General features: G+C 59.5%; 21 protein-coding genes and 1 pseudogene. 16 read left to right on the top strand and 6 right to left on the bottom strand.

Annotated features, from left to right (window positions below):
- The first annotated feature begins 57 nt into the window (after window positions 1-57).
- Window positions 58-1,152, top strand: a complete 1,095-nt coding sequence (gene zapE / locus HBO23_RS00955; RefSeq protein WP_138451290.1) for a cell division protein ZapE — start codon at window positions 58-60, stop codon at window positions 1,150-1,152.
- A gap of 538 nt (window positions 1,153-1,690) precedes the next feature.
- Here the strand turns inward: zapE and HBO23_RS00960 are convergent.
- The gene (locus HBO23_RS00960) at window positions 1,691-2,611 is read right to left on the bottom strand and encodes a GlxA family transcriptional regulator (protein WP_169986983.1); all 921 of its coding nucleotides are present in this window, start codon (window positions 2,609-2,611) and stop codon (window positions 1,691-1,693) included.
- Window positions 2,612-2,831: 220 nt separating this feature from the next.
- Here HBO23_RS00960 and HBO23_RS00965 point away from each other — a divergent pair, with 220 nt between their 5' ends.
- Window positions 2,832-3,968 (top strand): acyl-CoA dehydrogenase family protein, encoded by a 1,137-nt coding sequence (locus tag HBO23_RS00965; protein WP_099548369.1) that lies wholly within the window; start codon window positions 2,832-2,834, stop codon window positions 3,966-3,968.
- Window positions 3,969-4,102: 134 nt separating this feature from the next.
- On the opposite strand, the gene HBO23_RS00975 is transcribed toward HBO23_RS00965, so the two are convergent.
- Window positions 4,103-5,143, bottom strand: a complete 1,041-nt coding sequence (locus tag HBO23_RS00975) for an NADP(H)-dependent aldo-keto reductase (RefSeq protein ID WP_122720921.1) — start codon at window positions 5,141-5,143, stop codon at window positions 4,103-4,105.
- Window positions 5,144-5,391: 248 nt separating this feature from the next.
- Here HBO23_RS00975 and rplM point away from each other — a divergent pair, with 248 nt between their 5' ends.
- The 9 genes and pseudogenes from rplM to HBO23_RS01020 form a co-directional block, all read left to right on the top strand.
- Window positions 5,392-5,820 (top strand): 50S ribosomal protein L13, encoded by a 429-nt coding sequence (rplM, locus tag HBO23_RS00980; RefSeq protein WP_003171742.1) that lies wholly within the window; start codon window positions 5,392-5,394, stop codon window positions 5,818-5,820.
- Between the two features lie 14 nt (window positions 5,821-5,834).
- Window positions 5,835-6,227, top strand: coding sequence for a 30S ribosomal protein S9 (rpsI, locus tag HBO23_RS00985; RefSeq protein WP_003216038.1), 393 nt, complete (start codon window positions 5,835-5,837; stop codon window positions 6,225-6,227).
- 265 nt (window positions 6,228-6,492) lie between these two features.
- The gene (petA, locus tag HBO23_RS00990; RefSeq protein WP_003216040.1) at window positions 6,493-7,089 is read left to right on the top strand and encodes a ubiquinol-cytochrome c reductase iron-sulfur subunit; all 597 of its coding nucleotides are present in this window, start codon (window positions 6,493-6,495) and stop codon (window positions 7,087-7,089) included.
- Entirely contained in the window at window positions 7,089-8,300 is a 1,212-nt protein-coding gene (locus tag HBO23_RS00995) for a cytochrome bc complex cytochrome b subunit (protein ID WP_017138268.1), read from the top strand. The genes petA and HBO23_RS00995 overlap by 1 nt, the downstream gene beginning before the upstream one ends.
- The gene (locus HBO23_RS01000; protein ID WP_170036259.1) at window positions 8,300-9,079 is read left to right on the top strand and encodes a cytochrome c1; all 780 of its coding nucleotides are present in this window, start codon (window positions 8,300-8,302) and stop codon (window positions 9,077-9,079) included. The genes HBO23_RS00995 and HBO23_RS01000 overlap by 1 nt, the downstream gene beginning before the upstream one ends.
- A gap of 149 nt (window positions 9,080-9,228) precedes the next feature.
- A complete protein-coding gene (locus HBO23_RS01005) occupies window positions 9,229-9,846 on the top strand; it encodes a glutathione S-transferase N-terminal domain-containing protein (protein ID WP_017138266.1) in 618 nt (205 codons plus the stop codon).
- A gap of 17 nt (window positions 9,847-9,863) precedes the next feature.
- Window positions 9,864-10,283, top strand: a complete 420-nt coding sequence (locus tag HBO23_RS01010) for a ClpXP protease specificity-enhancing factor (protein ID WP_017138265.1) — start codon at window positions 9,864-9,866, stop codon at window positions 10,281-10,283.
- Window positions 10,284-10,441: 158 nt separating this feature from the next.
- Window positions 10,442-11,191, top strand: coding sequence for a FadR/GntR family transcriptional regulator (locus tag HBO23_RS01015; protein ID WP_170036261.1), 750 nt, complete (start codon window positions 10,442-10,444; stop codon window positions 11,189-11,191).
- A gap of 261 nt (window positions 11,192-11,452) precedes the next feature.
- A pseudogene (locus HBO23_RS01020) lies at window positions 11,453-11,579 on the top strand (GntR family transcriptional regulator); the annotation flags it as partial.
- A gap of 291 nt (window positions 11,580-11,870) precedes the next feature.
- Here HBO23_RS01020 and HBO23_RS01025 read toward each other — a convergent pair.
- Window positions 11,871-13,025, bottom strand: a complete 1,155-nt coding sequence (locus HBO23_RS01025) for a phospholipase (RefSeq protein WP_170036263.1) — start codon at window positions 13,023-13,025, stop codon at window positions 11,871-11,873.
- 236 nt (window positions 13,026-13,261) lie between these two features.
- On the opposite strand from HBO23_RS01025, the gene kdgD reads away from it, so the two are divergent.
- From kdgD to HBO23_RS01050, 5 genes are all read left to right on the top strand, one after another.
- On the top strand, window positions 13,262-14,173 hold the full coding sequence (kdgD, locus tag HBO23_RS01030; protein WP_017138261.1) for a 5-dehydro-4-deoxyglucarate dehydratase: 912 nt from the start codon (window positions 13,262-13,264) through the stop codon (window positions 14,171-14,173).
- A 54-nt stretch (window positions 14,174-14,227) separates the two neighbouring features.
- On the top strand, window positions 14,228-15,673 hold the full coding sequence (locus tag HBO23_RS01035; RefSeq protein ID WP_017138260.1) for an aldehyde dehydrogenase family protein: 1,446 nt from the start codon (window positions 14,228-14,230) through the stop codon (window positions 15,671-15,673).
- Between the two features lie 173 nt (window positions 15,674-15,846).
- A complete protein-coding gene (locus tag HBO23_RS01040) occupies window positions 15,847-17,211 on the top strand; it encodes an MFS transporter (protein ID WP_099548377.1) in 1,365 nt (454 codons plus the stop codon).
- An 11-nt stretch (window positions 17,212-17,222) separates the two neighbouring features.
- The gene (gene garD, locus HBO23_RS01045; protein WP_170036265.1) at window positions 17,223-18,776 is read left to right on the top strand and encodes a galactarate dehydratase; all 1,554 of its coding nucleotides are present in this window, start codon (window positions 17,223-17,225) and stop codon (window positions 18,774-18,776) included.
- Window positions 18,777-18,962: 186 nt separating this feature from the next.
- Window positions 18,963-19,904, top strand: a complete 942-nt coding sequence (locus tag HBO23_RS01050; RefSeq protein WP_170036267.1) for an AEC family transporter — start codon at window positions 18,963-18,965, stop codon at window positions 19,902-19,904.
- A 112-nt stretch (window positions 19,905-20,016) separates the two neighbouring features.
- Here HBO23_RS01050 and HBO23_RS01055 read toward each other — a convergent pair whose 3' ends face one another.
- The 3 genes from HBO23_RS01055 to HBO23_RS01065 are packed head-to-tail and all read right to left on the bottom strand — an operon-like array spanning window position 20,017 to window position 21,868.
- Window positions 20,017-20,397: a carboxymuconolactone decarboxylase family protein gene (locus HBO23_RS01055; RefSeq protein ID WP_017138256.1), complete on the bottom strand. Its 381-nt coding sequence runs from the start codon at window positions 20,395-20,397 to the stop codon at window positions 20,017-20,019.
- Window positions 20,394-21,440 carry a calcium/sodium antiporter gene (locus HBO23_RS01060; RefSeq protein WP_032865800.1) on the bottom strand — a complete coding sequence of 349 codons (1,047 nt, stop codon included), beginning with the start codon at window positions 21,438-21,440 and terminating at the stop codon, window positions 20,394-20,396. The genes HBO23_RS01055 and HBO23_RS01060 overlap by 4 nt, the downstream gene beginning before the upstream one ends.
- A 56-nt stretch (window positions 21,441-21,496) precedes the next feature.
- Window positions 21,497-21,868: a septal ring lytic transglycosylase RlpA family protein gene (locus HBO23_RS01065; RefSeq protein WP_026013786.1), complete on the bottom strand. Its 372-nt coding sequence runs from the start codon at window positions 21,866-21,868 to the stop codon at window positions 21,497-21,499.
- Window positions 21,869-21,966: the final 98 nt, after the last annotated feature.

The raw sequence follows: 21,966 nt of genomic DNA on the forward strand, positions 1-21,966 counted from the left end.
TTATCCAGGGCCGTCGTTACAGTGACGGCCCGTTTTTGTTGCCTTGCTAACGAAATTATGACGCCCCTAGAACGATATCAAGCTGATCTGAAACGCCCTGAATTCTTCCATGACGCGGCCCAGGAAAATGCGGTGCGTCATTTGCAGCGCCTGTACGACGACCTGGTCGCGGCCTCGCACAACAAGCCAGGGATGTTCAGCAAGCTGTTTGGCAAGAAAGACCACACGCCGGTCAAAGGCCTGTATTTCTGGGGTGGCGTGGGCCGCGGCAAGACTTATCTGGTCGACACCTTCTTCGAAGCGCTGCCGTTCAAGGAAAAGGTCCGTACGCACTTCCACCGCTTCATGAAGCGTGTGCACGAAGAGATGAAGACCCTGCCGGGCGAGAAAAACCCGCTGACCATCATCGCCAAGCGCTTCTCCGAAGAGGCAAGGGTGATCTGCTTCGATGAGTTCTTCGTCTCCGACATTACCGATGCCATGATCCTCGGCACCTTGATGGAAGAGCTGTTCAAGAACGGCGTGACCCTGGTCGCCACCTCGAACATCGTTCCCGATGGCTTGTACAAGGACGGCCTGCAACGCGCACGTTTCCTGCCGGCCATCGCGCTGATCAAGCAGAACACCGAGATCGTCAACGTCGACAGCGGTGTCGACTACCGTTTGCGTCACCTTGAGCAGGCTGAACTGTTCCACTTCCCGCTGAACGAAGCGGCGCATGAAAGCCTGAAAAAGAGCTTCCGCGCGCTGACGCCGGAATGCACCCAGGCGGTGGAAAACGACAAGCTGATGATCGAGAACCGCGAAATCATCGCCCTGCGTACCTGCGATGACGTGGCCTGGTTCGAGTTCCGCCAGCTCTGCGACGGCCCGCGTAGCCAGAACGACTACATCGAGTTGGGCAAGATCTTCCACGCGGTGATCTTGAGCGGTGTGGAGCAAATGAGCGTCACCACGGACGACATTGCGCGCCGGTTCATCAACATGGTCGACGAATTCTACGACCGTAACGTCAAGCTGATCATCTCGGCCGAAGTCGAGCTCAAGGACCTCTACACGGGCGGTCGCTTGAACTTCGAATTCCAGCGCACCCTGAGCCGCTTGCTGGAGATGCAGTCCCACGAGTTCCTGTCGCGCGGGCACAAGCCGTAAGCAATGTGCATGAAATGACCAAGGCCTGCAGTGATGCAGGCCCTTTTTATGGGTGTTCTCCAGAACAATGGAGATCACCTGTGGGAGCCGGGCTTGCCCGCGATGGCGGTGGTTCAGGAACAAATGTACTCACTGATCCACCGCCATCGCAGGCAAGCCAGCTCCCACATGGGTTTGTGGTTACCTTGGCTTACGCGGTCTGCAGTGATGCAGGCCTTTTTTATGGGTGTTCTCCATAACAATGGAGATCAAATGTGGGAGCCGGGCTTGCCCGCGATGGCGGTGGGTCAGGAACAAATGTACTCACTGATCCACCGCCATCGCAGGCAAGCCAGCTCCCACATGGGTTTGTGGTTACCTTGGCTTACGCGGCCTGCAGTGATGCAGGCCTTTTTTATGGGTGTTCTCCATAACAATGGAGATCAAATGTGGGAGCCGGGCTTGCCCGCGATGGCGGTGGGTCAGGAACAAATGTACTCACTGATACACCGCTATCGCAGGCAAGCCAGCTCCCACATGGGTTTGTGTTTACTTTGGGTCAGGCGGCTTGCTGGAACTGCTGGCGATACTGGTTCGGCGACAGCTCGGTGTGCTGCCTGAACAGCCGCGCGAAGAAGCTCGCATCGTCGTAACCCACCTCGTAGCTGATGGTCTTGATGCTCTTGCGGCTGCCTGAAAGCAGGCCTTTGGCCGTCTCGATGCGCAGCCTTTGCAGGTAATGCAGCGGCTTGTCACCCGTGGCCGTCTGGAAGCGGCGCATGAAGTTGCGGATGCTCATGCCGTGTTCCCGGGCGACGTCTTCGAAGCGGAACTTGTCGGCAAAGTGCTCTTCGAGCCAGTGCTGGATCTGCAGGATGATCACGTCCTGGTGCAGCTTCTGCCCGCCAAAACCGATGCGCCCTGGCGCGTAGCTGCGCTGCACTTCGTAAAGAATGTCGCGGGCCACGGCCTGGGCAATGTTGGCGCCGCAGAAGCGTTCGATCAGGTAGATGTAAAGGTCGCACGCTGAGGTAGTGCCGCCGGCGCAGTACAGGTTGTCGGCGTCGGTGAGGTGCTTGTCCTGGTTGAGCTGTACCTTGGGGAAACGCTCGCTGAAGGCGTTGAAGAAGCGCCAGTAAGTGGTCGCCTCCTTGCCATCGAGCAACCCGGCTTCGGCGAGCCAGAACACCCCGGTGGCTTCACCGCACAACACCGCGCCACGTGCATGTTGCTCGCGCAGCCAGGGCAGTACTTGCGGGTAACGGGTGCACAGCGCGTCGAAGTCGTCCCAGAAGGCCGGCAACACGATGATGTCGGCGTTTTCCAGGCCGCCGTCCACCGGCATGATCACATCGCTGAAGCTACGTACCGATTGCCCGTCGGGGCTGACCAGGCGCGTTTCAAATGCCGGGGTCAGGCCCAGGCCTTGCTGCTTGCCGTAACGCAGGCTGGCGAGGTGGAAGAAATCCTTGGCTTGCATGAGGGTGGAAGCGAATACCCGATCAATGGCCAAAATGCTGACGCGCCGCAAGGGCGTGGAGATTTGGTTAGACATAATTTCATTTATTCTTATAGGGGAAAGTGGTCACCAGACGGCTGGATCGTCTTATTTTTTGTCGCATGTGTCCAGTGTCCTGTGACGCCTTCGCGGCATAGGCTCTGTGGGCTGGTCTTTGTCCGACAATCCACGCAGGTGACCCATGATCCCCAGAACCTTGTTCAGCTCGGAGCACGAACTCTTCCGCGAGAGCGTGCGTACCTTCCTCGAAAAACACGCTGCGCCGTTCCATGGAGAGTGGGAAAAGCAGGGTTACATCGACCGTAACCTGTGGAGCAAGGCGGGGGAGGCGGGGATGCTGTGCTCCCATCTGCCGGAAGAATATGGCGGGCTGGGCGCGGACTTTTTGTACAGCGCGGTGGTGATCGAAGAGATCAGCCGCCTGGGCCTTACCGGCATTGGCTTTTCCCTGCATTCGGACATCGTCGCGCCGTACATCCTGCATTACGGCAGTGAGGCACTGAAGCAAAAGTACCTGCCCAAATTGATCTCCGGCGAGATGGTCACGGCCATTGCGATGACCGAACCGGGCGCCGGCTCTGACTTGCAGGGCGTCAAGACCACCGCCGTGTTGGACGGCGACGAGTATGTGATCAACGGCTCCAAAACCTTCATCACCAACGGCTACCTCGCCGAGCTGGTCATTGTCGTGGCCAAGACCGACCCCAAGGCCGGCGCGAAGGGCACCAGCCTGTTTCTGGTAGAAGCCGATACGCCGGGCTTCGACAAGGGCAAGCGCCTGGAGAAGGTCGGCATGAAGGCCCAGGACACCTCGGAACTGTTCTTTCAGGACGTGCGCGTGCCCAAGGGTAACCTGCTGGGCCAGGCAGGCATGGGCTTCGCCTACCTGATGCAGGAGCTGCCTCAGGAGCGCCTGACGGTAGCGATTGGCGCGCTGTCATCCGCCGAAGCCGCGCTGGCGTGGACCCTGGACTACACCCGCGAGCGCAAGGCGTTCGGCAAGGCGATTGCCGACTTTCAGAACACTCGATTCAAACTGGCGGAGATGGCCACCGAGATTCAGATCGGCCGCGTGTTTGTCGACAAATGCATGGCGCTGCACCTGGAAGGCAAGCTTGATGTGCCCACCGCCGCGATGGCCAAGTACTGGGCCACGGACCTGCAGTGCAAGGTACTCGACGAGTGCGTGCAATTGCACGGTGGCTACGGCTTTATGTGGGAATACCCGATTGCGCGGGCTTGGGCGGATGCGCGGGTGCAGCGCATTTATGCGGGGACCAATGAGATCATGAAGGAGATTATTGCGCGGGCGCTTTGACGCCCATCGGATCGTTCCCACGCTCTGCGTGGGAATGCATCCGGTGACGCTCTGCGTCATACCTTCAAGCGCGGACGCGGAGCGTCCAGGGCGGCATTCCCACGCAGAGCGTGGGAACGATCATTTCGGCTCAATCAAGGCGCTGGATTCGGATGATCCTTCTGAATCGCCTCAATCCCTTCCAGCACTTCCTTGGACAGCTTCAAATCAGCACTGGCAATGTTGCTGTCCAGCTGCTCCAGGCTCGTGGCCCCAATAATATTACTGGTCACAAACGGCTGTTGCGTCACAAATGCCAGCGCCATCTGCGCCGGGTCCAGGCCATGTTCCCGCGCCAGGGCCACATAACGGCTGCACGCGGCTTCCGACTGCGGGTTGAAGTAGCGGCTGAAACGGCTGTACTCGGTGAGGCGCGCCTTGGCCGGGCGTGCGCCATTTTCGTATTTGCCGCTGAGCATGCCGAATGCCAGCGGTGAATAGGCCAGCAAGCCGCATTGCTCGCGAATAGCCACTTCCGCCAAACCCACTTCAAAGCTGCGGTTGAGCAGGTTGTAGGGGTTCTGGATCGACACGGCGCGGGCCCAGCCACGGGCTTCGGCCAGGGCCAGGAACTTCATGGTGCCCCACGGGGTTTCGTTGGACAGGCCGATGTGGCGGATCTTGCCGGCTTTTACCTGCTCGTCCAGCGCTTCGAGGGTTTCTTCCAGCGGGGTCAGGTCGTCTTCGTCCTTGTGCTTGTAGCTCAATTGGCCAAAGAAGTTGGTGCTGCGCTCCGGCCAGTGCAACTGGTAGAGGTCGATCCAGTCGGTTTGCAGGCGCTTGAGGCTGGCATCCAGGGCGTCGACGATGTGCTTGCGGTTGTGGCGCAGGTGGCCGTCGCGGATGTAGTCGATGGTATTGCCGGGGCCGGCGATCTTGCTGGCGAGGATCCAGTCGGCACGGTCGCCGCGGCTCTTGAAGTAATTACCGATATAACGCTCGGTGGTGGCATAGGTGTCGGCCTTGGGCGGCACCGGGTACATTTCTGCGGTGTCGAGGAAGTTGATCCCTGCGGCCTTGGCCCGTTCGATCTGTGCGAAGGCCTCTGCCTCGCTGTTCTGCTCACCCCAAGTCATGGTGCCCAAGGCGATCGCGCTTACGTTCAGATCGGTGCGGCCCAGCTGTCGATAATCCATCGGGTACTCCTTCGGGGAAAACAATCATAAAAGCAGGTTGAATTTTTTTTCGCAATCTGCATAATTGCCCACCTCTTTCTGCAGTGGAAGTGATGCGCCGCCTGCCGAAGAATCTTGCCGTTGAACGGACGCGCCGACCCGAGCCCCCGATAGCGTCTGTATCCGGCTGCCTTTGACTTGTCAAAGTACGCACTATTCAGTAAGATCCGCCGTCTAATTTACAGGGCGGCCCCTGAGGCTATTAAAGAATGACAACTTTTACTGCAAAACCGGAAACAGTTCAGCGCGACTGGTTTGTCGTCGACGCCGCTGGTCAGACCCTGGGTCGTCTGGCCACTGAAGTCGCCAGCCGTCTGCGTGGCAAGCACAAGCCTGAGTACACCCCTCACGTTGACACCGGTGACTACATTGTCATCATCAACGCCGAGCAGGTACGTGTTACCGGCAACAAAGCGCAAGACAAAATGTACTACCGTCACTCCGGTTTCCCAGGCGGTATCAAGTCTTCGAACTTCGAAGGCCTGATCTCCAAGAAGCCTGAAGCCCCGATCGAAATCGCGGTCAAAGGTATGCTGCCTAAGGGCCCACTGGGTCGCGATATGTTTCGCAAGCTGAAAGTCTATGCGGGCGCTGTACACCCTCATGCTGCTCAGCAGCCCCAAGAACTGAAGTTTTAACGGAATAGTTCATTATGTCGGCGACTCAAAATTACGGCACTGGCCGTCGCAAAACCGCTACCGCTCGCGTTTTCCTGCGTCCGGGTACTGGTAACATCTCGATCAACAACCGCACTCTGGAAAACTTCTTCGGTCGCGAAACTGCCCGCATGGTAGTTCGTCAGCCGCTGGAACTGACCGAGACTGTTGAAAAGTTCGACATCTACGTCACCGTTATCGGTGGCGGTGTAAGTGGTCAAGCTGGCGCAATCCGCCACGGTATCACTCGCGCTCTGATGCAGTACGACGAAACCCTGCGTGGCGCTCTGCGCAAAGCTGGCTTCGTAACTCGCGATGCTCGTGAAGTTGAACGTAAGAAAGTCGGTCTGCGTAAAGCGCGTAAGCGTCCGCAGTACTCGAAGCGTTAATTCGCTTTACGTTCCACAAAAACGCCCAACTCCTCACGGAGCTGGGCGTTTTTTATTGCCTGCGATTTATGCATAAATTTCGCCGTGACAACTTGCCACATCCGTAGACGCCCTATACTACAAGGCCTGGAGGCTGAGCCCAGGGCAATTCCCTTGTCATACGTGGGGCTTTTCATTACCATCCGACAAAATTTTTATAAGTAAAGATTCAACACTTAGTAGACGCCTGATTTAACAGGCCAAAAAGCTGATGGGAGAGGACTGAATGAGCAATGACGGCGTGAATGCAGGCCGGCGTCGCTTCTTGGTAGCAGCCACATCCGTGGTGGGTGCTGCAGGAGCGGTGGGGGCTGCGGTCCCGTTCGTGGGGTCATGGTTTCCCAGTGCCAAGGCGAAAGCCGCAGGTGCACCGGTGAAGGTGAATGTCAGCAAGATCGACCCAGGCCAGCAGATGATTGCTGAGTGGCGCGGTCAGCCGGTTTTCATCGTTCGTCGTACTGAGGAGATCCTGGGGAATCTGAAGAAAATCGAAGGTCAACTGTCTGACCCCGACTCGAAGAACTCCGACCAGCCCGCCTACGTCGATAAGGAAATCCGTTCGATCAAGCCAGAGATCCTGCTGCTGATCGGTATCTGCACCCACTTGGGTTGCTCGCCTACCTTCCGCCCGGAAGTTGCTCCTGCCGACCTTGGCAAGGATTGGGTCGGTGGCTACTTCTGCCCTTGCCACGGCTCCCATTACGACCTCGCCGGTCGCGTCTACAAGTCACAACCCGCACCACTGAACCTGCCAGTGCCGCCACATCACTACGAGACTGACAGTGTCATTGTCATTGGCGTCGACGAGGGGGAGAAAGCCTGATGAGCAAGTTCATGGATTGGGTGGATGCGCGCTTCCCCGCCACTAAAATGTGGGAAGACCATCTCAGCAAATATTACGCGCCAAAAAACTTCAACTTCTTCTACTTCTTCGGCTCGCTGGCCTTGCTGGTGCTGGTCAACCAGATCGTCACCGGTGTGTGGCTGACGATGAGCTACACGCCGTCGGCGGAAGAGGCGTTCGCCTCCGTCGAGTACATCATGCGTGACGTCGAGTACGGCTCGATCCTGCGTCTGCTGCACTCCACCGGCGCGTCAGCGTTCTTCATCGTCGTGTATATGCACATGTTCCGCGGCCTGCTCTACGGCTCGTACCAGAAGCCACGCGAACTGGTGTGGGTCTTCGGCATGCTGATCTACCTGGCGCTGATGGCCGAGGCCTTCATGGGTTACCTGCTGCCGTGGGGCCAGATGTCGTACTGGGGCGCCCAGGTGATCATCTCGCTGTTTGGTGCGATCCCGGTGATCGGCAACGACCTGACCCAGTGGATTCGCGGTGACTACCTGATCTCCGGCATCACCTTGAACCGCTTCTTTGCGTTGCATGTCGTTGCATTGCCTATCGTGATTCTGGGCCTGGTGGTGCTGCACATCCTGGCGCTGCACGAAGTGGGTTCGAACAACCCCGATGGTGTGGACATCAAGAAGCACAAAGACGAAAACGGCATCCCGCTGGATGGCATTCCGTTCCATCCGTATTACACCGTCAAAGACATTGTCGGTGTGGTGGTCTTCCTGTTCATCTTCTGCTCGATCGTGTTCTTTTTCCCGGAGATGGGTGGTTATTTCTTGGAGAAGCCTAACTTCGAACAGGCCAACGCCTTCAAGACGCCTGAGCACATTGCACCGGTCTGGTACTTCACGCCGTTCTACGCGATCTTGCGTGCTATCCCCGACAAGCTCATGGGCGTAATGGCCATGGGCGCGTCGATTGCGCTGCTGTTCGTACTGCCATGGCTCGACCGCAGCCCGGTCAAGTCGATGCGCTACAAAGGCTGGCTGAGCAAGATCTGGCTGTGGGTGTTCTGCATTGCATTCGTGATCCTGGGCGTGTTGGGCGTATTGGCGCCGACCCCTGAGCGCACGCTGCTGTCGCAGGTCTGCACCTTCCTGTACTTCGCCTACTTCATTCTGATGCCGTTCTACACCCGGCTCGAGAAGACCAAACCGGTTCCGGAAAGGGTGACTGGCTGATGAAAAAGTTATTCGTTGCTTTGATCCTTGCGGCGCTGCCGCTACTGTCCTTCGCCGCCGAGCACGGCGCGGAGCTGGAAAAAGTCGATATCGACGTGTCCGACAAGGCCGCCATGCAAGATGGCCTGCGTACGTTCACCAACTACTGCATGGGCTGCCACAGCGCCAAGTTCCAGCGTTACGAGCGTGTCGCCGATGACCTGGGCATTCCCCATGACCTGATGCTCAGCCACGCCGTGTTCACCGGCGCCAAGATCGGCGACCACATGAACATCGGCATGCAGCCTGCGGATGCCAAGGCCTGGTTCGGCGCTGCGCCGCCCGACCTGACCCTGGTGGCGCGCGTGCGCGGCACCGATTGGCTCTATGGCTACCTCAAATCCTTCTACGAAGACCCGGCGCGCCCTTACGGCGTGAACAACAAAGTCTTCCCGAACGTCGGTATGCCTAACGTTCTGGTCGGCCTGCAGGGTCGCCAAGTGGTAGGATGCAAGCAGGTTCAGGTCGTTGAAGACGGCAAGAAGCAATATGATCCGTTGACCGGCACGCCTTTGACACACGAAGCGTGCGATCAACTGACCATCGTGCCCAAGACCGGTACGCTGAACGAAGAGCAGTTCGACGAGAAGGTCAAGAATCTGGTGACCTTCCTGGCCTACTCGGCCAACCCGGTCAAATTGCAGCATCAGCGCATCGGTACGTATGTGTTGCTGTACCTGGCCTTCTTCTTCGTATTCGCTTATCTGCTTAAACGCGAATACTGGAAGGATGTGCATTGATCCAACCGTAAGCAATTGCTGTTAATCTTGCGCGCCCAGCGGCATCTCTGAATACGTAGCGGTCTGGTTGAACCAGGCACTACAGGGATGCTCTCTGGGCGCGCTCGTTTTTGAGCTTTCCATAATTTCAACAAGCGAGGAGGACCGCCATGGGCGTGACCAATCGGTTGGCCTGTTACTCCGACCCCGCCGACCACTATTCCCACCGAGTACGCATCGTGCTCGCAGAGAAGGGTGTCAGCGCCGAGATCATCAGTGTGGAGGCAGGTCGTCATCCGCCGAAACTGATCGAAGTGAACCCTTACGGCAGCTTGCCCACCCTGGTCGATCGTGACCTGGCGTTGTGGGAGTCAACCGTGGTGATGGAATACCTGGATGAGCGTTACCCGCATCCGCCTTTGCTGCCGGTGTATCCGGTGGCGCGTGCCAACAGCCGCCTGCTGATCCATCGGATCCAGCGTGACTGGTGCGGGCTGGTGGATGTGATCCTGGATACGCGCAGTAAAGAAGCCGTTCGTGTGCAAGCGCGCAAGGAATTGCGCGAGAGCCTGACCGGCGTTTCGCCGCTGTTCGCCGACAAGCCTTTTTTCCTCAGTGAGGAACAAAGCTTGGTGGATTGCTGCCTATTACCCATACTCTGGCGCTTGCCGATCCTGGGCATTGAACTGCCACGGCCGGCCAAGCCGTTGCTTGATTACATGGAGCGCCAGTTTGCGCGTGAGGCTTTCCAGGCGAGTCTGTCTGGTGTCGAACGCGACATGCGCTAAGGCTTAAGGAGCCGCTGATGAACTCCAGTCGACCCTATTTGGTCCGCGCGCTCTATGAGTGGATTGTGGACAACGATTGCACCCCGCACATGCTGGTCAACTCTGAATTTCCCAAGGTTGACGTGCCGCAGGGTTTTGCCAGTGACGGGCAGATCGTGCTGAACGTATCACCGAGTGCAGTGCGTCACTTGCACATGGACAATGAAGCCGTCAGCTTCGAAGGGCGTTTTGGCGGCGTGCCGCATACGCTGTTCGTGCCGATTGGTGCCATCCTCGGGATCTATGCCCGGGAAAATGGCCAGGGCATGGTGTTTGATCTGGAATCGCCTTTCGAGGACGACGAAACGATCGAAGGCGAGGACGGTGATGATGTACCGCCACCAGACTCCGAGCCGCCGCGTCCAAGCGGTCGGCCAAGCCTGAAAGTGGTGAAGTAAGCGGCGTTCACCCTTGGGTGAAGTCTAAAAATGCCTCGGCCTGTGCCGGGGCATTTTTTTGCGCAAAGGATATGGATGAAAGTCGTGACAGAACGGTGATCGTACAACCGCCATGGGCTATGATGCGGACTCAAGTTCGCCGAGAAAGATCATTCGTCATGGAAAACGCCAACATCGCCCCTCGTCTTCCCCGCAAGCGCCGCAGCCTTGCCCAGGAATTGGTCACGGTGTTGTCCGAGCAGATCCGCGACGGCCAGCTCAAGCGTGGCGACAAGTTGCCCACCGAGTCGGCCATCATGGAAGCCCATGGGGTCAGCCGCACGGTGGTGCGTGAGGCTATCTCACGTTTGCAGGCGGCGGGGCAGGTGGAAACCCGCCACGGTATCGGCACCTTTGTGTTGGACACGCCAAGCCCGAGCGGTTTCCGGATCGACCCGGCCACGGTGGTGACACTGCGGGATGTGCTGGCGATTCTTGAGTTGCGTATCAGCCTGGAAGTGGAATCGGCTGGCCTTGCCGCGTTGCGCCGCAGTGACGAACAGCTGGCAGCCATGCGCGCGGCCCTTGATGCGTTGAATGAAAGCGCGGCCCACGCAGGGGATGCGGTGGCGTCAGACTTTGCGTTCCATCTGGAAATTGCGCTGTCCACCGGCAACCGCTACTTCACCGACATCATGACCCACCTGGGCACCAGCATCATTCCGCGTACCCGCCTGAATTCGGCGCGCCTGGCCCATGATGACCAGCAGCACTACATGGGCCGCCTGAGCCGCGAACACGAAGAGATTTATGAGGCGATTGCCCGCCAGGATTCGGACGCGGCCCGCGCGGCCATGCGCCTGCATTTGACCAATAGCCGTGAGCGGCTGCGCCATGCCCATGAAGAGGCGCAAGCACAGCGCGGTTAACCGCCAAACCCGTTCTAGTGTGGGAGCTGGCTTGCCTGCGATGGCTGAGTGTCAGGCAACTGATACTGTGTGCACGCACCGCTATCGCAGGCAAGCCAGCTCCCACATTTTGATCTCCTTGGCCTGGAGTTGATCGTTCCCACGCTCTGCGTGGGAATGCCGCCCTGGACGCTCCGCGTCCCGATGTGCGCGAGTATCTCAAGCCCCGTGCAACGTGACGCAGAGCGTCACAGGATGTATTCCCACGCAGAGCGTGGGAACGATCATTTATGAGGCAATTGCCCGCCAGGATTCGGACGCGGCCCGCGCGGCCATGCGCCTGCATTTGACCAACAGCCGTGAGCGGCTGCGCCATGCCCATGAAGAGGCGCAAGCACAGCGCGGTTAACCGCCAAACACGTTCTAGTGTGGGAGCAGGCAAGCCAGCTCCCACATTTTGATCTCCTTGGCCTGGAGTTGATCGTTCCCACGCTCTGCGTGGGAATGCCGCCCTGGACGCTCCGCGTCCCGATGTGCGCGAGTATCTCAAGCCCCGTGCAAGAATGCCGCCCTGGACGCTCCGCGTCCCGATGTGCGCGAGTATCTCAAGCCCCGTGCAAGGTGACGCAGAGCGTCACAGGATGTATTCCCACGCAGAGCGTGGGAATGATCAGTGGCAGGTCGGTTGGTACGATCAGTGTCAGGCCGGCTGGTTGGGCTTGTAGTCCTTGAGCAGCAGGTAAGTGCTCCAGCCCCACCAATCATTGGTCCAGTGCTTGTCGTTCAGGTCATTCACGTCCTTGCGGCGCAGCACTTTGTCACCCTCCAACTTGAACAGCGGCGAAAAGTTGTTCGCCGGGTTCTGCGCAGCATTCAGGTCCGGCACATACAGCGGTGCCTTGAAGCTGGCCGGGGAGGGCGCGACACCGCTGATAAAGGTCTCGAAGATCTCATCGGCCGAGGCCTGCACTGCACGTTTAACCATGGCCCGATTGTCCGCGTCGATCGCATCGAAGTAGCGCTTGTCCCCATAGGCGTGCCATTGATCACCCTTGGCATTGCGTACCTTGAGCCCGAACTTGCTGTCTTCGTCGTGCATGAAGCGGCTGATCAGTGAGCCCAACTCTCCTGGCGTGACCACCGCCGCCAATTGCTTGCGCGGCACGCGCAGGTGGCCGGCAGAAAACAGATCGGTCAAAAAGTGATCGGCAAAGCTGTTCATTGCATACGCCAGTTCCAGCGCCTGGTCGGTGCCAGTCTGGTGCGCGATGACCGCCTGTTGCAGTGCCGCCGTATGGCCGGCCAGGTACGCCGACAGCGCCCATTCGCCAAAGTGGTCGGCGTTGTCTGCTGCCAGCTTCAAGTAACGCCCCAGTGGAATCAGCGCCGAAACCGCACTGCCGCCGCCGGTAATGCGGTTCCATTCTTCGGACAACGTATCACCCAGCGCGTCATAGGCTTCATGGGGTTGTTTGCCGTCGCGGATGGCCTGGTTGACCGCGTTGATCTCCTTTTGCATGACTGCGAGGATTTTCCCGGCTTCTTCACGCGAGGCCGGTAGCACCGCCAGTGAGTTGAAAGCGGCGGTAAAACGTTGCACACGGTCGGCCGGGGAGGCGCCATCGCTGATGGCCTGGCCGGGAATGCCATAGAAGTCACCGCCCAGGGCAATCACTTGGCCGTAGGTCAGCGCCAGACCGTTGGGCAGGTGCAATTCGACTTGCCGCGCAGGAATCGCCGGGGCGTCCTTGACGAAACGCAGCAGCGTGTCATCGCCGATGGCAGTGTGTTCACCGCCTTCAAAACGTAGGGTGGGCGGTGTTTTTTCGGGTGCTGCGAGTTCAAGACCTGACATGTTAGCTCCTTGCTATGTCGTAGGAATCTTCCGTAATAACTGTATATGCATACAGTCATTCAGAGCATAGAGGAATAATTTCCTACGTCAAGAAGCTGCGTTTAAACACGTGCCTGCGGATGAAGCCCGATGAATTGCAGTTGACGAATCATTTTATAGTTGTACGATGACGTACGACATCATCAAAACCAACAACAACCTTTCGACAGAAAGTCTTCATCCAGGGTGTTCGAATAATGAATCCACAAGAACTGAAGTCCATCCTCTCCCACGGTCTGCTGTCTTTTCCGGTAACCGATTTCAATGCCCAGGGTGACTTCCACCAGGCGGGCTACATCAAGCGTCTGGAATGGCTGGCCCCTTATGGCGCCACCGCCTTGTTCGCCGCCGGCGGCACCGGTGAGTTTTTCTCCCTGGCCGCCAGCGAATATTCCCAAGTGGTGAAGACCGCTGTTGATACCTGCGCCACCAGCGTGCCGATCCTCGCCGGTGTCGGCGGTTCGACCCGTCAGGCCATCGAATATGCGCAGGAAGCCGAGCGTCTTGGCGCCAAAGGCTTGCTGCTGTTGCCGCACTACCTGACCGAAGCCAGCCAGGACGGCGTCGCCGCCCACGTTGAGGCCGTGTGCAAGTCGGTCAAAATCGGCGTAGTGGTCTACAACCGCAATGTTTGCCGCCTGACTGCACCCTTGCTCGAACGCCTGGCCGAGCGCTGCCCGAACCTGATCGGCTACAAAGATGGCCTGGGTGATATCGAGCTGATGGTGTCGATCCGCCGCCGTCTCGGCGACCGTTTCAGCTACCTCGGCGGCCTGCCGACTGCCGAGGTTTACGCCGCTGCCTACAAGGCCCTGGGCGTGCCGGTGTACTCCTCGGCGGTGTTCAACTTCATCCCGAAAACCGCGATGGACTTCTACCACGCGATTGCCCAGGACGATCACGCCACTGTTGCCAAAATCATCGACAACTTCTTCCTGCCTTACCTCGATATCCGCAACCGTAAAGCCGGTTACGCGGTGAGCATCGTCAAGGCGGGCGCCAAAATTGCTGGTTACGACGCAGGCCCGGTGCGCACGCCGCTGACCGACCTGCTGCCGGAAGAATACGAAGCCCTGGCCGCGCTGATCGACAAGCAAGGTCCGCAGTAACTTATCAACAAGGCCGCTGAGTAATCAGCGGCCTTTTGCGTCAGGAGAAGATTTGTGTCCCAAGCCAAACGTTTTGAAAACTACATCAATGGCGAGTGGGTGGCCGGTGCCGACTACTGCAATAACATCAATCCGTCGGAGTTGTCCGATGTCATTGGCGAATACGCCAAGGCCGATGTAGCCCAAGTCAACGCGGCCATCGATGCCGCCCGCGCCGCGTTCCCGGCCTGGTCGACGTCCGGCATCCAGGCACGCCACGATGCACTGGATAAAGTCGGCAGCGAAATTCTCGCCCGCCGCGAAGAACTTGGCACCTTGCTGGCTCGGGAAGAGGGCAAGACCCTGCCCGAAGCCATCGGCGAAGTGACCCGCGCCGGTAACATCTTCAAATTCTTCGCGGGCGAATGCCTGCGCTTGTCTGGCGATTACGTGCCATCGGTACGCCCAGGCGTGAATGTTGAAGTCACTCGCGAAGCCCTCGGTGTGGTCGGCCTGATCACGCCGTGGAACTTCCCGATTGCCATCCCTGCGTGGAAAATCGCTCCGGCCCTGGCCTACGGCAACTGCGTGGTGATCAAACCGGCAGAACTGGTGCCGGGTTGCGCCTGGGCCTTGGCCGAAATCATCTCCCGCGCCGGTTTCCCGGCCGGTGTGTTCAACCTGGTGATGGGCAGCGGCCGTGTGGTCGGCGATGTGTTGGTCAACAGCCCGAAAGTCGACGGCATCAGTTTTACCGGTTCGGTTGGCGTCGGGCGTCAGATCGCGGTCAGCTGCGTGTCGCGCCAGGCCAAAGTACAGTTGGAGATGGGCGGTAAAAACCCGCAGATCATCCTCGATGACGCCGACCTCAAACAGGCCGTCGAGCTGTCGGTACAGAGCGCGTTCTACTCCACCGGCCAGCGTTGCACCGCCTCCAGCCGCTTGATCGTCACCGCCGGTATCCACGACCAGTTCGTCGCGGCCATGGCCGAGCGCATGAAGTCGATCAAAGTCGGCCACGCGCTCAAAAGCGGCACAGACATTGGCCCGGTGGTCTCCCAGGCCCAGTTGGACCAGGACATGAAGTACATCGACATCGGCCAAAGCGAAGGCGCGCGGCTGGTCAGCGGTGGCGGCCTGGTGACCTGTGACACCGAAGGCTACTACCTGGCGCCGACGCTGTTTGCCGACAGCGAAGCCGCCATGCGTATCAGCCGTGAAGAGATCTTCGGCCCGGTGGCCAATGTGGTGCGTGTTGCGGATTACGAGGCGGCGCTGGCCATGGCCAATGACACCGAGTTCGGCCTGTCGGCGGGCATCGCCACCACCTCGCTCAAGTACGCCAACCACTTCAAGCGCCACTCCCAGGCCGGGATGGTGATGGTCAACCTGCCGACCGCTGGCGTGGATTATCACGTGCCGTTCGGTGGCCGAAAGGGTTCGTCCTATGGTTCGCGTGAGCAAGGTCGCTATGCGCAAGAGTTCTACACAGTGGTGAAAACCAGCTACATCGGTTCGTAATACCTGCGAGCCCTGCTTGTGTGGGAGCTGGCTTGCCTGCGATAGCATCACTGCGGTGTACCTGACACACCGCGGTGCCTGTATCGCAGGCAAGCCAGCTCCCACACAAAGCCGGTCCCGCATACAACAAGACCATTACCCGCAAAAAAAATAATTAGTGGGAGTACATCTTCATGCAAGCGACCAAGCCGACTCACGTCCGCTATTTGATCCTGCTCATGCTGTTCCTGGTGACCACGATCAACTACGCCGACCGAGCCACTATCGCCATCGCCGGCTCCAGCCTGCAAAAAGACCTCGGCATCGACGCGGTCACCCTCGGTTATATCTTCTCTGCATTCGGTTGGGCCTACGTGGCCGGGCAAATCCCCGGTGGCTGGCTGCTGGACCGGTTCGGTTCAAAAAAAATCTACGCGCTGAGCATCTTCACCTGGTCGTTGTTCACCGTGCTGCAAGGCTATGTGGGTGAGTTCGGGGTTTCCACCGCGATTGTTGCGCTGTTTATGCTGCGCTTTTTGGTGGGCCTGGCTGAGGCGCCTTCGTTTCCCGGAAACGCCCGTATTGTGGCGGCGTGGTTTCCTACGGCCGAACGCGGCACTGCTTCGGCGATTTTCAACTCGGCGCAGTACTTCGCTACGGTACTGTTTGCACCGCTGATGGGCTGGATCGTCTACAGCTTCGGCTGGCAGCACGTGTTTATTGTGATGGGCGGCATCGGCATCCTGTTCTCGCTGATCTGGCTGAAACTTATCCACAGCCCGCGCCAGCATCCGATGATCAACGAAGCCGAGTTCAACCACATCGCGGCCAACGGTGCGATGGTCGACATGGACCAGGACAAGACCAAAGGCCAGAAAACCGACGGGCCGAAGTGGGATTACATCCGCCAACTGCTCACCAACCGCATGATGCTCGGCGTGTACCTGGGCCAGTACTGCATCAATGGCATCACCTATTTCTTCCTGACCTGGTTCCCGGTGTATCTGGTGCAGGAGCGTGGCATGACCATTCTCAAGGCGGGGTTCATTGCATCCTTGCCGGCCATCTGCGGCTTTATCGGTGGCGTACTCGGCGGCGTGATTTCCGACTACCTGCTGCGCAAAGGCCATTCGCTGACGTTCGCGCGCAAGGCGCCGATCATTGCCGGCTTGTTGGTCTCCAGCAGCATCATCGCGTGTAACTACGTTGACGTTGAATGGATGGTGGTGGGCTTCATGGCTTTGGCCTTCTTCGGCAAAGGCGTTGGCGCACTGGGTTGGGCGGTGGTGTCCGACACCTCGCCGAAACAAATCGCCGGGCTCAGTGGCGGCTTGTTCAATATGTTTGGCAACCTGGCGTCCATCAGCACGCCGATCGTGATTGGTTACATCATCGCCACCACCGGCTCGTTCAAGTGGGCGTTGGTGTTCGTCGGCGCCAACGCGCTGTTGGCGGTGTTCAGCTACTTGGTGATCGTCGGCCCGATCAAGCGCGTGGTGCTCAAAGAGCCGCCAAGCAAAGGACCGGAACTGACTAACCTTACCCAAGCGCACTCCTGAGGGGCGATGTAATGCAGTTGATTGAACATGCCGACTCGCCGCGCTCGATTCGTTTGCACGCGCGCGACAATGTGGTGATCGTGGTGAACGACCAGGGCGTGCCGGCCGGCACCGAGTTTCCGGACGGCCTGGTCACCGTGGATTTCATTCCACAGAGCCACAAGGTGACCCTGGAAGATATCCCCGAAGGCGGTGAGATTATTCGCTACGGCCAGACCATCGGCTATGCGCTGGCGCCGATTCCGCGTGGCAGTTGGGTGCAGGAAGACCAATTGCGCATGCCGACTGCGCCGCCGCTGGACAGCTTGCCGCTGTCGACCGAGGTGCCAGCAAGGCAGGCGCCGTTGGAAGGCTTCACGTTTGAGGGCTACCGCAACGCTGACGGCACCGTGGGCACGCGCAATATCCTCGGCATCACCACCACGGTGCAATGCGTCACTGGTGTGCTGGACCATGCGGTCAAGCGCATCAAGGACGAGTTGCTGCCCAAGTACCCGCACGTTGACGACGTGGTGGCGCTGACCCACAGCTACGGCTGTGGCGTGGCCATCACCGCGACCGATGCCTACATCCCGATCCGCACCGTGCGCAACCTGGCGCGCAACCCGAACCTGGGCGGCGAAGCGCTGGTGATCAGCCTGGGCTGCGAAAAGCTGCAGGCCGGGCAGGTGATGCACGACAACGACAGTTCTGTCGACCTCAGTGAGCCTTGGCTGTACCGCTTGCAGGACTCCAGCCACGGGTTTACCGAAATGATCGAGCAGATCATGGCACTGGCCGAAACCCGCTTGAAGAAACTCGACCAGCGTCGCCGGGAAACCGTGCCGGCGTCCGAGCTGATCCTGGGCATGCAATGCGGCGGCAGTGATGCGTTTTCCGGCATCACCGCCAACCCGGCGTTGGGTTATGCCTCGGATTTGCTGTTGCGAGCCGGGGCGACGGTGATGTTTTCCGAAGTCACCGAAGTGCGCGACGCCATCTACCTGCTGACGTCGCGCGCCGAGAGCAAGGAAGTTGCCCAGGAACTTGTCAGGGAAATGGACTGGTACGACCGTTACCTGGCCAAGGGTGAGGCGGATCGCAGCGCCAACACCACGCCGGGTAACAAGAAGGGCGGGTTGTCGAACATTGTCGAGAAGTCCCTGGGCTCCATCGTCAAATCCGGCAGCAGCGCGATCAATGGCGTGCTTGGCCCGGGTGAGCGGTTCAAGGGCAAGGGCCTGATCTTTTGCGCCACGCCGGCCAGCGACTTTGTCTGTGGCACCTTGCAACTGGCGGCCGGGATGAACCTGCATGTGTTCACCACCGGGCGTGGCACGCCTTACGGGCTGGCGATGGCGCCGGTGGTGAAGGTCTCAACGCGCACGGAACTGGCGCAGCGCTGGCCGGACTTGATCGATATCGACGCCGGGCGTATCGCCACCGGGCGTGCGACCATCGAGGAGCTGGGCTGGGAGCTGTTCCACTTCTACCTGGATGTGGCCAGCGGCAAGAAACAGACGTGGGCGGAGCGGCATAAGCTGCATAACGACATCACCCTGTTCAACCCCGCGCCCATCACCTGAGACCAGCACGGACTCTGTGGTAGCTGGCTTGCCTGCGATGGCGGTGTATCAGTAACGAATGCATCGACTGACACTGCGCCATCGCAGGCAAGCCAGCTCCCACATTTGCTCGGGGTTGCCCAGACGAACCGGGCTGCATGGCTTATCATTAGCCACCTGACGACACCCACCAAGGTTCTCCCCGGCATGCTGGCTATCTTCCTCACCACCCTGACCATCACCGCGCCGGTGTTTGCCATGCTGTTTTTGGGTGTGCTGCTCAAGCGCATCAACTGGATCAACGACAACTTCATCCACGTTGCATCGTCGCTGGTGTTCAACGTCACCATGCCGGCGCTGCTGTTTCTCGGCATCCTCCACGCCGACCTGCATTCGGCGCTCAAACCCGGTTTGTTGATCTACTTTGCCGTTGCCACGCTGCTGAGCTTTGCTGTGGCCTGGGGCTGGGCGATCTTTCGCTGCCCGCGTGAAGACCGTGGCATTTATGCCCAGGGCGCGTTTCGCGGCAATAACGGCGTGATCGGCCTGGCGCTGGCGGCCAGCATGTACGGCGACTACGGCATCTCCCTTGGCGCGATTCTCGCGGCGCTGGTGATCCTGTTCTACAACACGCTGTCGACCATTGTGCTGGCGGTGTACAGCCCGGTGATCAAGTCCGACCCGTGGAGCATTTTCAAAAGCGTGATAGCCAACCCGCTGATCATCAGTGTGATCGTCGCCGCGCCGTTCGCGATCTTCAAGATCGGCTTGCCGGGGTGGCTGGAGTCGTCCGGGCAGTATCTGGCGGACATGACCTTGCCGCTGGCGCTGATCTGCATCGGCGGCACCTTGTCATTGGCGGCCTTGCGCAAAAGCGGGAGCATGGCCTTGAGTGCCAGCCTGGTGAAGATGATCGGCCTGCCGCTATTCGCGACGTTGGGCGCGTGGCTGCTGGGCTTTCGTGGGCCGGAATTGGGGATTTTGTTTCTGTATTTCGGCGCGCCGACGGCGGCGGCGAGTTTTGTCATGGCCAGGGCGGCTGAGGGCAACCATGAGTTGGCGGCGGCGATTATTGTGATCACCACGTTGATGGCGGCGGTGACCACCAATATCGGGATTTTTGTGTTGCAGGCGGGTGGGTGGATCTAAGGTTTGTGGTGTGCTTGAGGGCCAATCGCAGGCAAGCCAGCTCCCACATTTTGAATGTATTCACAGTTCAAATGTGGGAGCTGGCTTGCCTGCGATGGCTATCTAACAGTCACTACTGGTCTGCCTGATACGCCTCAATCACTTCCTGCGCCGCCCGAAACGCATCAATCGCCGCCGGCACACCCGCGTACACCGCGCAATGCAGCAGCGCTTCGCGAATCTCTTCCACCGTGCAGCCATTGTTCAGTGCGCCGCGCACGTGGCCCTTGAGTTCTTGCGGGCACTTGAGTGCGGTCAGGGCTGCCAGGGTGATCAGGCTGCGAGTCTTCAAGGGCAAGCCTTCGCGATTCCACACGCTGCCCCAGGCATGTTCGTTGACAAAATCCTGCAGCGGCTGGGTGAACTCGGTGGCGTTGCCCAGGGCGCGATCGACGAACACGTCGCCCATCACCTGGCGACGCATCTCAACCCCGGGCTTTCTCTGATCGGTCATTGCGCTTCCCTCTTGTGTTGGCGGCGCCAGGCTCGCAGCGTGCTGAGTACCAGAAACGCCACCAGCGCCGGCAGGACGTAATACAGCATCAGTTTTTCAAGACGGGTAGCCAAGGGCATGCCGAACGTGAACGAGACCACATGCAATGCGTACACCAGGTACAGGCCCAGAAAGACCAGGCCTTCGGCGCGGGTGACTCGGTAACCGGTGTAGAACACCGGCAGGCACAGCGCCACCACGCCGAGCATTACCGGCAAGTCGAAATCGAGGGCGTTGGGCGATACCGACAGCGGTGACGGCGCTACCAACGCGGTAAACCCCAGCACACCGAGCAGGTTGAACAGGCTGCTGCCGATCACATTGCCCACGGCAATCTCGCGCTCGCCGCGCACGGCGGCAATCAGCGAAGTGGCCAGGCACGGCAACGAAGTGCCGACGCCGATCAAGGTCAGGCCGACGATGCGCTCCGACAGGCCCAGGTCGCTCGCCACGTCCACCGCCGCGCCCAGCAGCAAATGCCCGGCCAGCACCAGAATCAGCAGCCCGCCGAGCATCAGCAACACGCTGCTCAACCACGGCGCTCTGGCCACGGTGTCCAGCGTGCGCGGGCGCCGGGAATGGCGGGTCTGGTAATGCAGCACACCCAGGTAGGCCACCAGCGCTGCGAGCAGTACCAGCCCGTCAACGGGCGTCAACGTTTCATTGGCTGACAGGGTAAACACCAGCAGCGCGGCGCAAATCATCACCGGGATGTCCAGGCGCACCAGTTGTCGCGACACCCGCAGCGGGATGATCAGCGCAGACAGGCCCAGGGTGACGAGGATGTTGAATATGCTGCTGCCGATCACGCTGCCCACGGCGATATCGGTATTGCCGGCCAGGGTGGCTTGCAGGCTGACGGTCATTTGCGGCGCGCTGCTGCCGAAGGCAACGATGCTCAAGCCGATGATCAGCGGCCGCACCTTGAGGCTGGCCGCCAGGCGCACGGCGGCGCGCACCAGGATTTCGGCGCCGAGAATCAGCAGCAGCAGGCCGCTGACCAATTCGAGCAGGCTGAAGGGCGAGAGGGCGGTGAGTACGGAAATGGCCAAGGCTCCTGTCAGTTGCTCAGCGCTTGCACGCGAACCCGTGCGGTGCCGCTGCCCAGCATACCGAGTTGCTCAGCCGCTTTGCGGGAAACATCGATCAGACGGCCACGGGTGTGCGGGCCGCGATCATTGATGCGCAGCACGACGGATCTGTTGTTGTCGAGATTGGTCACCTTGACCCGCGTGCCGAAGGGCAGGCGCCGATGGGCGGCGGTCAGGGCATTCTGGTTGAAGGGTTCACCGCTGGCGGTTCTATTGCCATGGTGCTTGGCGCCGTAATAGGAGGCGGTGCCGGTTTCGTCGTAGCCGTTGGGGTCGATGAGGCCGCTGGCGCAACCGGCCAACAGAGAGAACAGGGCCAGGAGGCCGAGTAGACGCTTCATGTTCAACAAACCCCCAATTGATCGTTCCCACGCTCTGCGTGGGAATGCAGCCCGTGACGCTCCGCGTCACAAAAGCGGACGCGGAGCGTCCAGTGAGG

This window comes from Pseudomonas sp. WS 5532 (genome assembly GCF_012985445.1).
In the GTDB taxonomy this organism is placed as follows: domain Bacteria; phylum Pseudomonadota; class Gammaproteobacteria; order Pseudomonadales; family Pseudomonadaceae; genus Aquipseudomonas; species Aquipseudomonas edaphica.